At 55.9% G+C, this 12,129-nt stretch carries 7 protein-coding genes; 3 read left to right on the plus strand and 4 right to left on the minus strand.

Annotated features, from left to right (window positions below; all coding sequences use genetic code 11):
* Positions 1-14 precede the first annotated feature (14 nt).
* Positions 15-2,303: a hypothetical protein gene (locus II896_04525; GenBank protein ID MBQ4443910.1), complete on the plus strand. Its 2,289-nt coding sequence runs from the start codon at positions 15-17 to the stop codon at positions 2,301-2,303.
* A 168-nt stretch (positions 2,304-2,471) separates the two neighbouring features.
* On the opposite strand, the gene II896_04530 is transcribed toward II896_04525, so the two are convergent.
* From II896_04530 to II896_04545, 4 genes are all read right to left on the minus strand, one after another.
* On the minus strand, positions 2,472-3,149 hold the full coding sequence (locus II896_04530) for a hypothetical protein (GenBank protein MBQ4443911.1): 678 nt from the start codon (positions 3,147-3,149) through the stop codon (positions 2,472-2,474).
* Positions 3,150-3,490: 341 nt separating this feature from the next.
* Positions 3,491-4,153 carry a hypothetical protein gene (locus tag II896_04535; protein ID MBQ4443912.1) on the minus strand — a complete coding sequence of 221 codons (663 nt, stop codon included), beginning with the start codon at positions 4,151-4,153 and terminating at the stop codon, positions 3,491-3,493.
* A gap of 95 nt (positions 4,154-4,248) precedes the next feature.
* Positions 4,249-5,121 carry a hypothetical protein gene (locus II896_04540; GenBank protein ID MBQ4443913.1) on the minus strand — a complete coding sequence of 291 codons (873 nt, stop codon included), beginning with the start codon at positions 5,119-5,121 and terminating at the stop codon, positions 4,249-4,251.
* A gap of 15 nt (positions 5,122-5,136) precedes the next feature.
* Entirely contained in the window at positions 5,137-5,622 is a 486-nt protein-coding gene (locus II896_04545; protein MBQ4443914.1) for a hypothetical protein, read from the minus strand.
* 681 nt (positions 5,623-6,303) lie between these two features.
* Between II896_04545 and II896_04550 the strand changes: the two genes are divergently transcribed.
* Both II896_04550 and II896_04555 read left to right on the plus strand, forming a co-directional pair.
* On the plus strand, positions 6,304-8,238 hold the full coding sequence (locus tag II896_04550; protein ID MBQ4443915.1) for a starch-binding protein: 1,935 nt from the start codon (positions 6,304-6,306) through the stop codon (positions 8,236-8,238).
* A gap of 65 nt (positions 8,239-8,303) precedes the next feature.
* A partial coding sequence (locus II896_04555) for a starch-binding protein (protein MBQ4443916.1) occupies positions 8,304-12,129 on the plus strand: 3,826 nt, incomplete at its 3' end.

The raw sequence follows: 12,129 nt of genomic DNA on the forward strand, positions 1-12,129 counted from the left end.
AAGAGAGGAGTTCTATGAAGATAGAGAGTTTTACTTTTTACAAACCGTTGCATAACGAAGACGCCGAACCTTTCTTTTATAAAGACGAGGACTCGGGATTGTTGGTGGTGGCAGACGGCTTGGGCGGTTCGGGTAGTACCGTGCACCGATTGGCTGCCGAGCGTTACAAGACGATTGACGCCGACCTGCGGGCGGCATTCCTACCCGAGTTGGCCGAATGGGATGCACCAAAGAAGGGAGAATCGGAGCAAGACGCTGAAATACCCACTTGGCTTGAACAGTACAAAAAGTGGGTGGACAAGATGCTTGAACCCATGATTGACGATGATCCCGACACGTCCGCCTTATGGGCGTCGCGCATTGTTATCGCTCGTTATGTGTATTACGTATTGTCTCACGATAATAAGCGTATGGTGGATCCAAACACGATTGAAGAGGTCGAGAAATTTATTAACGATGGTTTATGCGAGACCAAGCGCACTTTCGATTTGCGTGCCGGCACGATTACCTGTCAAATGGTATTGCCCACGACGTTGGTGTCTTTGCAGTATTATTGGTCGGAGGGTGATGACCTCGTCAAATATAATGTTTTATGGGCGGGGGATTCGCGTGCTTACGCATTGATGCCCGATAAAGGCTTGCGCCAGTTGTCCAAAGATCACGAAGATTCGTCCGGCGCCATCAATAAACTGTTCGGATTCAAGGCCAATGACGATGAACCACACCTACCGCAAAGTAGCATAACCATTGGTAAGTTCGATTCGCCGTGTGCGTTTTTTGTATGTAGCGACGGCTTGTTCGATCCTTTCTCGCCTATAGACAACTTGGGTGTGGAAAAGGCATTTCTCCAGGCGCTCGAAACCGCGACTACGTTCGACGAGTATCGGGACAACTTATACAAGTTCTACGAACCCATCGAGCAGGACGACCGTTCAATCGCGTTCGTTGCGTTGGGCTTTGCGTCTTTCGAGGCCTTCAAGCAGGCGTTTATTTCGCGCAAGGATGAAGTGTTCGAATTGTACGACAAATACCAACGCTACAAGAATTATTTCCCCGTCGTCATTGGTGGAGAGGAAGATCCGACTGTCGTCATACGCAATCGTGCCAATTTGCGTAAGGCGGAGATTCTGCAGATGGTAGCCGAAGCCACCATTGCCGACATCAATGACAAAGGTAACGATCCCATCGTGTCCGAAGAATTGCGTCAGTTGTATCGCCAATCCTGCGAAGAGGGCAAGAAAAAGGCTGTCAAACGTAAGGAGAAAGAGGTCGTAGCAAACATTAAAAACGCGGTGAAACGGGATGAACCCATCTTCGATTCGATGCCCGATGTGTCGGCTTGGCAGGGCGTTGTCGTCGCTCGGAATGCTTGGGAGGCGGCCAAAAGCGAGGCGCATAATGCCACCGAAGCAGCGAAAGAGGCAAAACGTAACTTGGAGAAAGCGACTACTAAGTTGAATACGGAGATTGAGGACTTAATCAAAGTTGAGGAAAAGAAGAAGGAAGCGTTGAAACGGCAGAAGGAAGAGTGTGAGGCACATCAAAAGGCGTACGAAAGAGTCTTGGCTGTTTTGAAAACACAAGAGTTGCACAAGGCCGAAAGTGCTTGGACGGGCCGCGAGGATGTGAAAAACCGCACGGAGCAATTCACTCCGCTCAAGGAGCTTATCAAGCAATACGAAAAACGCGCCAAGTATTATTGCGATAATGTCAAATCTCTCGAAAAATCCATCACGTCGGAGGAAAAAGTTTCCAAACTGCGTGGTTTGCAATCCTGCCTGACCAATTACGATGAGCCGGTTAAGACGAATTATGCCGAGGTTCAAGACGGTGTTTGCCAAGTCAACGAATTACGTTCGAAAAAGGGTATTGCCGACAAAAAAGCGCTCGAAGCGAGTAACGATGTGCAGAGCAAAAAAGCTGCCTTCGATGCCGTCGTTGAAGGGCTGTCCGACGAAGCCGTATTGGCTATTGTTCGTCAACCTACACGTTATCTTACACCTGCTTATGTGCAAGAGTGGAATCTTCCCGTTTGCGTGAGCGATGTGTCCGCTAGCATAGAGGAATTCATTGAAGTGTTGAACAGTTACTATGCCGACGATGCAAAGTATGTCGGGCTTATAGATGCTTTTATTGCCCTTTCGGCGCCGAGTATGGTTGATAAATGGTTTAATCCTTCCAAATTACGCATTTGTCGCAGCTTTGCCTCCATCGACAAGGCAGAAGTACGAGCGGTATGGAGCAAAGTGCAGCAATTGCTTGAAGACTATGATGAGTATTTGACGAACACGATGTGTATTTGATTTGGCTTATTGGCAAAAGTTGGGGCGCAGAAAGTTCTAACTAATCACACACCATTTGCATCCCCTTGGCCTTGTGCCGAGGGGATTTTTTGTCAATAGATATAAATATTGCTTCGTCCGACAAAAAAAACCGCCTTGCGGCGGGTAAACTATGCTTTCGGTTGAGTTCTATTCGTAGGATACGGTCGACGTACCCGAAACGTCCAAATCGGTCGATTGATTGTGGAATTTGTGACTCCAATCGACGTTGGCCTCGGTGGTGGTCGAGTCGCAACGCACGACGATGATCGTCGTATAGGCGGCGGGCAGGGTAAACGTGGCGGTATAGGAGCTGCTGAGGCTCGTGGTGGGCTTCACCCAAGTGTCGTGCGTGCTGCCGTCGTCGTAGTACGCGTAGATGAAGATGAGCGCGCCGTCCGAGGTGTACCAGGACGGAATACCCGTCACGGTGTAGTCGTAACTGTCCGCCGTCACGGTGATGCCCGTGCCGATGACGTAACTGATGTCGTACGTGCCCGACTTGGTGAGTACGATATTGTTGTCGCCGTCTTTCGTATAGGGCGGCGTACAAGCGGCCACGGTGTCGTTCCAACTGTCTTGGGTGGCGTTGTACACTTTGAATTTGTTGCCGCCCACGATGGATTTGTCGTTGTAGGTGTACGTCCCCGCCGAATAGGTCATCGTGTTGGCGTTGGCCGCCGTCCAATCTCCGCCGAGGCCCAATACGTGGCAGACGTCGGGGGAGGGCAGAGCGGCCGAAATATTCACCACGACGGGCGTGGCGTTCACCGAATATACGGCAAAAGCACTGCCTACTGCGGTCAGCGCCAGTATCAATGCAATCACTATGGTTATGCTTTTTGCCAATGCCTTATTCAACGTCGTTCCTTCTTTTCGTTGTCGTATTTCGTTTTATGTCGGCTATGCCGTTTTTAACGCCTTATCACGACGGGACCATATCCATGTCACGCGCGTCATTCCGAGTTTATCGAGGAATCCCCTCGGTAGAGGCACTCCCATCTATCTCACCACCATCGGCGGTTATATCCAACCATATCCCAAACGCTTGCATTTGGATTTCTCCCGCTCGTGGTTCGAGCGGATTTCACCCGCGTGAAGCGGTCCTTCGGCTACGTCGCATTGACGACTTCGCTCAGGATGGCACTATGCGCCAATTTCTCCCGAGGCTATGCCTCGGATTTCTCCTCTTCCGGTAGGTCTTCCGGTTCCAACACCTTCTCCTTGTCCTTGATGGCGTCGTACACCAGCCACGCCGCTATTGCGATACCCAGGGCCAACGCTATGGCGGCTATGCCCCAGCCGCTTTGGATAAAGGTGACGAAAGTGCCTGCTTTCGGGCCCCAGTTGGCCACCATAATGCCCTTGAACTCCTCGCGCGTGCGGTCGCCGTCCGTATTGTTGTTGGCGTCGCCCTGCGTCACGTAGAAGGTCCTGCCCGAGCCGTCCGTGTAGATACCCACGATACGGTGGATAATAATCACGTTGTCTTGGGGGAAGGTGACGATATCGAGGTCTTTCAGTTCGTCCGAGGGCTTGAGATTGCGCACGATCACCAGCTCGCCTCTTGCGAACTGCGTATCGCCCAATGCCTCTATGTCTTCCTTGCGGAAATTGTCGGGGTGTACGGCGTACATGGAATTGCTGGCCACCACGTAGGCGTTGTAGCCCGCGAAGCCGAAGCCGCCGCCCGTTCCTTTGAAGCGACCGACCACGCCGATGATACCAAAAAGGATAATCGCCAATATCACCACGTAAAAAACGATATTGCCGATTATCTTCAGGATTCGTACGGTCGTATTCGGTTTGTTGAAATACTCTTTTGCTTGCATCTTGTCCTACATTTCCAACCTTATGCGAGGGCGGTCCCCAAAGGGGACACCGCACGGCGTTTACCGTGCGGTGCTTTGGTTTAGGTTAGGTGTGCTTAGGATCCTGCTACGGCTACCCAAATTTGACCGCTCGTATTCACGTAGATGTCATAGGTGCCGTTGGCGTCGATTTGCACGTTGCCGTCGCCGTCGATACCGGAAACGCCGGTGACGGTATTATTGCTTTCTTGACCGCTGTACCAAGTGGCGCTGGTCTCATAGCCCTTGACGACTTTGATGCTGTCGCCCGCTTGCAAGGTGACGGAGGCTTTCTTGGCTTGGTTGCCTTCACCCGGCGTGTCGTTCATCAACACGCTGGTGGCGCAGGGATACCAAGCGGTGACGCCGTTGACGGTGCCGACTACGTAGTACGCGTTGTCGTCATAGGTGAACACGCTGCCCGCGACTTTGGCCCAGGTCAAGGTCAAGGTGCCGGTCGTCTCGGCTGCGCTCGCGAAGTCGGCGATATCCGCGGCCTTCAGAGCGACGGTGATACGCACGGCCACGGGAGTGGCGGAGAGGGCGATGTCATAGCCCGCGCCGGTGGCGGAGGCGGTGATGTCGGTGGACAGGCTGCCGCCCACAGCGGTCAGCAGGTTGACGGTTACGTCAACGTGAGAGGCCAAGGTGCCCGTCAAAGCGGCGGTGAAGAGACCGTGCACACCGTCGGCCAACGCACCGTTGGTGATAGCGAGTACGACGTCCACGGTTTGCGTGGTGAGGTCGGGCGAGAAGGCGTCGTCGAAGTCGACGTCGGCCAATACGGCGCTGTTGTCGGCGTTCTTGAATTGCATATTGACCACTTGATAGCCCGCGCTGATGCTGACTACCTTGTTGGTAGCGTTCACGCTGTACAAAGCGAAGCAGCTACCTGCCACGGCGGCGACCAATACGATTGCGATAAGGGAAACTAATAATTTCTTCTTCATATCGGTTACCTCCTATTATGCCTTGACGAAGCTCAAGGTCATGGTACCACCGCAAGCGGTGCAATCTGCTTCGGTCAACGCAGAGGGCACGCTGATTTTGGCGTAGTAGGTGGTGGTGGTGTCGATGCCGGTCACGGAGATGCTGCCTGCACCGGTTTGGGTTTTGCCCGCCACGGCCGAAGTGCAAGCGGCGTCGGTGAACAACGCGACGGTCACGTCGTCGAGGTCTTGCTCACCCACGTTGGCCAAAGTGATGGTCAAAGTGCCGGTGTCGGTGACGCTCGTCGATTTGGTCACGTCGCATTGAATGGTGTACACCACGGGCGTACCGGGGTTGACAGTGATAGCCGTCTCGGAGCAGCTATCCAAGCTCAACTTCAAATAGGAGTCGGCGGTAAGAGTGCCCGTGATGGGGGTTGCGCTATTGTAACTGACGGCCAGAGCGGTGCCCGCGATGGCTACGCACAGTACAACGGCTACGATAAGTAATATCTTCTTCATTCAAAATCCTCCTTATAATTTGTACCCGCCCTCGCATGGTTGGGTAACTTACTCATATTATACTACGCGCGTGCGACGATTGCAATAGTCAATTTTTTGTTTTTTCGCCAAACAGTTCATTCGCCGAACAATGTGCGCGAATACCCCTGCAAAAACGGGGGGTTTTCGCTACCAAACGCCGAAAAGCATTAATATTTTTTTATCAAAAGCGGCGCACTTTTCGGGCGTGCGGCGCGTGTTCGTTCCCGTTGTGTTTTCTCTTGCCGTCCAACGCGGGGTACCGTCCCGTTCGATTCGTGCCTTAGGTTTTTTCGCCCCGTCGCGGGCGTTTTGCCCTACTTGTCGGCGTTAGGCTTGCGTGTATCGTTTTTCTTCGCGGTTTCGCGGGCGTTCTCTCGGCGCACGCGGGCGTTCTCTCGGCGCACGCGGCGTTCGACCGTCGCTCGTCGCGCGCCCGTTTGCCTATGGCAAACTCACGCGCCCGCCTTATGCGTAATTTAGTAATTTTGTATATTGACAAGGCTATTTGTAGGTGTTACAATGATAATGCGGTATTTTTCGCTCTTTTTCGTTTGTGTGTGCCACCGTACACCGAGCGGACGTGGCCCGAATTGCCCAAGGCGCTACGCGCGTGAGTGCGAGCGCCGTGCGCGTCAATATGCGCGCTACGAGGAGTTGTGTATGAAAAGATTGCTTGTGCTTGCTTTGATTTGCGTGTTTTTCATGGGCGCGTGCTGTTTGACCGCTTGCGGCAACAAGTCGTTTACCGTTCGGTTCGATCCCAATTACGAAGGGGCCGAGGTCGTCGAGGTGGTCGTTGCCAAGGACGATTTGGGCAAGGTGCCCGTCCTCACCCGCGAGGGCTACTATTTCGACGGCTGGTTTACGGACAAGGAATGCACGTCCCCGGCAGGCATTTCCGCCGGCGGCACGGTCATCGGCACCAACAACACCTACTACGCCAAGTGGTCGCCCAACCAACCCGACGCGGGTGGTCAATCTTCGACGGGCAACGATGCGGGCGACAATAATCAAACCCCCAACGAAAACGATAACGGAAATAGCGGCGATAGCGGCGATAACGGCGGCTCGGGCACCACGCCCGTCAACCCCGATCAAGGCCAGGGTGAACAAGAGCAGGGCGGCACCGAGGAGCCTTCGGTGACCTTGACGTCCATCTCCGCCACCTATGCGGGCGCGGTCAAGCGCGGCGCGGCCTTAGATAAGGCCGCCGTCACTGTCACGGCCACCTATTCGGACGGTAGCGAGAAAGTCGTCACCGCCTACGCGTTGTCGCAGGACTACGCCGCGATGAACGACGAGCATTCGGTCACGGTCCGCTACCAAGAGGGCGCGGTAGCCAAGGAATGCACGATGACCTACGAGATCGTCGCGGACGCGTACGCCCCCGCCGAGGACGGCAACGTCTATTTCACCAACATCAAAGGTTGGGACGCCGTCTACGCCTACGCCTGGTCGGGCGACGGCGAGAGCGCAACGAGCAATGCCGCGTGGCCGGGCGAAGCGTGCGCGTTCGTCGCCACCAACGAGTTCGCGCAGGCCGTTTACGCCTACGATTTGACGGGCAAATCTTTCGAGAAGATCATCTTCAACAACAGAGGTCAAGGAGAACAAACGGTGGATATCACGCTGACCGCAGACGTCAACGGTTACTATCCCACCGACAAGCAGGGAGATAAATACGACGTGAGCCCCTATCAAGACAAATACGTGGGCGCCGCGCTCGGCACCGTCACCGCGCACGAATTTACGGGTGTGGGCACTTGGGCCAAGGACGGCGTCAAGAAAGTGCATATCTACACCCCCGCAGGGTACGACGCCGCCGACACCACCAAGCAATACAAGGTGCTGTATATGTTCGACGGGCAAAACCTCTTCGACCGCTACGACGTGGAGGGTGGTAGCGCCACCCGTTGGGGCGTCAACACGGCTTTGGCCGTGGCGGGCGTGGATTGTATCGTGGTCGGCGTGGACAACGGCGAGGATACGGACGGCCTCAATATGCATTGGCGCGACAAGCAGTTGACGATGGCCGAGGATAGTTTCGGCTCCTTGTCCTCGTTGACGCGGGCGGGCGGCAACGACGAGACCGCCTACTACCAAAATGGTACGCTGGATTTGTTGGGCGATTTCATTCGCAATACGCTCATTCCCTATATCAATGCGAATTACAACGTCTATACGGGGCGCGAGGACACCCTCATCGCGGGCAGCAGTTCGGGCGGCCTGGCGGCCTTCTATTTGGGGTTGCGCGATAGCGACCTCTATTCGGTCGTGGGTGCGTTCTCTCCCGCCACCGCGTTGTTCGACCTCACCACGTGGCAGGCGTTCCTCGCCCGCGACGAGCAGGTGGCGGCGCGCGCCTATCCGCAGGCAATGTTCGTCTACTGCGGCCATGGCGAAGGCTCGGACGACTTGGAAAACGCGCTCTACGACTATGGCGAGACGGCGGGCGCCGTCAAGTTGGAAGCCTTGCTCCGTGCGGTCGGCTACGACGAGTTCGGTCGCGTCGGCACTTCGTTTACCGTGGGTGCTGTGCACAACGAGGGCGCATGGCGCGCGGCGTTTAAGACGTTCATCGACTTTGCGTTCTGACGAATGCGTAAACTAATTAAAAGTCGCGCACACGCGCGCATTTATAATTTATAAGGAGAAATGTTATGAGTAGGAAGATTTGGACTGTTTTGACCGTCGTGTTGGTCGTCGCGTTGATCGCGGCTACCTTCGTCGGCTGTAAAGACAAGAACAATGGCAATGACAAAACCAACGTCGCCGACTACACCGTGACTCTTGACTACAACTATCAGGGCGCTACCGCCACCACCTTGACGGTGGCCGACGGCGACGCCATCAGCGAAGCGTTGTTGACCAATCCCACCCGCACGGGCTACACGTTCGGGGGGTGGTATCTGGACGCGGGGTGCCAGACGCCCCTTACCTTCGACAACGGCATGAGCCTTGTCGAAGTCACCAACGATATCACGCTCTACGCGAAGTGGGTGCAGGAGATATCCTTGGCGGCCATTTCGGCTGAATACGTGGGCGCCGCCAAATCCGTGGGCGACGCCATCACGGCCGCCGATTTTCGTGTGACCGCCACCTACACCGACGGCACCACCAAGGTGGTGACGGGCGTGCGTTTGGGCATTGAGACCGTGGAGAAAGTGGGTGCCAACGTCATCACCCTCACCTACGTGGAGAATGGCGTCACCAAGACGGCCACCGCCACCGTAGAGGGCAAGGCCCAATCCGGCGAGCCCACCGAGCCCACCTTGGTCGGCATCACCGCCGAGTACCGAGGCGCCGATCTCGAGGTAGGTACGGACGTCGCCAAGGCGGACGTCGTCGTCACCGCTTCCTATTCGGACCGGACGACCAAAGCCGTCACCGATTTCACCATCGGCACCTACGACAAGACCACCGCGGGCACCAAAACCGTCACAGTCACCTACGAGGGCAAGACGGCCACCTTCCAAGTGACCTACGTCGCGCAAGAAACGCCCGGAGAGCCCACGATGGTGTCCGTCTCTTTCGCCTACAACGGTGGCCAAATCACCGTAGGTGACGACGTCGACGTTTCTATGATTACGGCCACCGCAACCTATTCGGACGGCACGACCAAAATTGTCGTCGTCGACACCCAATATACCTTGGGCGCCTACGACAAAACGACCGCCGGCACTAAGACTATCGACGTCTATCTCAGCACCGAGAAAATGGGCACCCTTCAGGTGACCTACGTCGCGCAAGAAACGCCCGGCGAGCCCACCTTAGTCGGCATTGCGGCCGAGTATAAGGGCGCCGATCTCGAGGTGGGCACGGAGGTCGCCAAATCGGACGTCACCGTCACCGCTTCCTATTCGGACGAATCGACCAAAGCCGTCACCGATTTTACCTTGGGCACCTACGACAAGACCACCGCGGGCACTAAGACCATCACCGTCACCTACGAGGGCAAGACCGACGCTATCGAGGTCACCTTCGTCGAGCCTTCCGTCCAAACCCGCGTCCCCGTGTACTTCTACAACGGCAACGGGTGGGACACCGTCAACGCCTACGGCTTTGACCTCGCGGGAGGCAAACATTTGGGCAAATGGGGCGGTGCCGGCATGACCAACGAAGAGGACGGTTGGTTCTCCGTTCTCGCGCCCGCGGGTACCTATTATATCATCTTCAACAACGGCGCGGCGCAGAGCCGCATCTACGCCTTCGAGGGCGAGACCGCTTACTATGCGGGCGGCGTCGCTTACGCCAGCAAAGAAGCCTTCGACAATAGCCGCGTTACCTACGTCACCGAGGTGGGCGTCACCGCCTACGATATGGCGTTGGAAGAGGGACAATACGTCGCCAAGGGCGTTGAGATCGACGAGGATAGAGCGACCGACGTCCGCGTGTTCGTCAACGACAGCACCGTGCAATGCGCGGGTTACGAAAGCAAGGCGGGCATTTACAATATCTATCTCAAATACGAGAATGAGCAATGGACGGCGTGGTTCGTCGACGTGACCGAGACTCCCGCGTGGGAGGCCAGCGCCGAGAAGCGCACCGTCTACTTCACCAACAACCAAAACGACGAGGCCGTGTACGCCTACGTTTGGGTGGGCGAGGGCGACGACAAGCACGAACTCACCACCTGGAACGACAGAGAAGCGGCCAAATACGAGTACACCAACGACTATTCGCAAAAGGTGTACAGTTACAGCTTCTCTGTGTCCTACACCAACGTCGTCTTCACCTTCGGTGAAGAACAGACAGTTGACATCGACCTTACCTCGCTTGCCGAGGGCAAAGACGCCTACTATCCCGAAGAGAAACAAGAGGGCAAGTGGACCGTGGCGCAATGGACGCACGACGCCGTTGTCAAAGAACTGGTTTCCATTACCGCCACCTATACGGGCGGCAACGTGACCGTAGGTAGCGAGGTCGCTTTGTCCGACGTGACCGTCCAAGGTCACTACCTCGTCAACGGCGAGTCCGTAGAGGAGGCCATCGGCGCGGGCTTCGTCTTCGACGCCTATGATAACAGCACGGCGGGCGAGGTCGTCGTCACCGTGCGTTACGAGCAACTCACCGACACCATCACCGTGACCTTCGTCGAGGAAGAGGAAGAATGGACGCCGAGCGAAGAGAAGCGCACCGTCTATTTCACCAACAACAAAGGTTGGGGCGCGTTGAAAGCCTATATTTACAACGGCGCGGCCAACAAGGAATTGTCCGCTTGGCCGGGCGAGGATATGGAATACGTCACCGAGAACGAGATGGGCGAGACCGTTTATAGCGTCACCTTCTCGGTGTCCTACGATACCATCGTCTTCAATAGTGGCGACGTGCAGACCGTTGACGTCGCTTTGTCCGATCTCGAGGGCGACAACAACGCCTACTATATCGCGGGCGACAGCGCGGGCGAGAGCGGCTGGGCCGTCGGTCAATGGAAATACGTAGCGCCCACACCCAAGACCTTGGTCTCCATCGCCGCCGAATACACGGGCAGCGATGTGACCGTGGGCAAGAGCGTCTCCAAAGATGATATCACGGTTACGGCCACCTATTCGGACGAATCGACCGCCGCCGTGACCGACTTCGCCATCGGCGAGTACGATAACACTGCGGCCGGCAACGTCATCATCACCATTACCTACCAAGAGAAGACCGACACCATCACCGTGACCTTCGTCGAGGAAGAGGAAGAATGGACGGCCAGTGAAACCACGCGCACCATCTACTTCACCAAACCCAACGATTGGGCCAAAGCGTGCGCCTACGTTTGGGCGGTGGACGGCAAGGGCGAAACCCATGCCGAAGCCGCTTGGGGCACCAAGCAAATGACCTACGTCGAGGATAATCAATACGGCGAGAAGATTTACAGCTATACCTTCTCGGTGTCCTACACCCGTATCATTTTCCTCAACGGCAACGAGGGCAACGCCAACCAAACCGTGAATATCGACCTCACCGAGATAGGCGAGGGCAACGACCAATACTACCTCACCGCGCAAGTGGCCGAAGAGGGCGCGGACCAAGGCAAGTGGCTGGCCGCCGACACCAAATACGTGGCCTACGTTCCCAAGACTTTGGACCATATCACCGCGGTTTACGGCGGCGAGGATATCGAGGTAGACGGCGAGATCGCCTTGTCGGACGTCACCGTCACGGCGTTCTATTCGGACGAAACGTCCGAAGTGGTCACCGAGGATATCACCCTTGACTACGACTCGTCCGAAGTGGCGGAGAACGTCACCGTCACCGTGACCTACGGTGGCAAGACGACCACCTTCAAGATCAACGTGGTAGCCGCCACGCCCGAATGGACGGCCAGCGAAACCACGCGCACCGTCTACTTCACCAACAACAAAGGTTGGGGCGCGTTGAAAGCCTATATTTACAACGGCGCGGCCAACAAGGAATTGTCCGCTTGGCCGGGCGAGGATATGGAATACGTCACCGAGAACGAGATGGGCGAGACCGTTTACAGCGTCACCTTCTCGG

It is taken from the genome of Clostridia bacterium, from assembly GCA_017394805.1.
GTDB lineage: Bacteria > Bacillota > Clostridia > Christensenellales > CAG-1252 > RUG14300.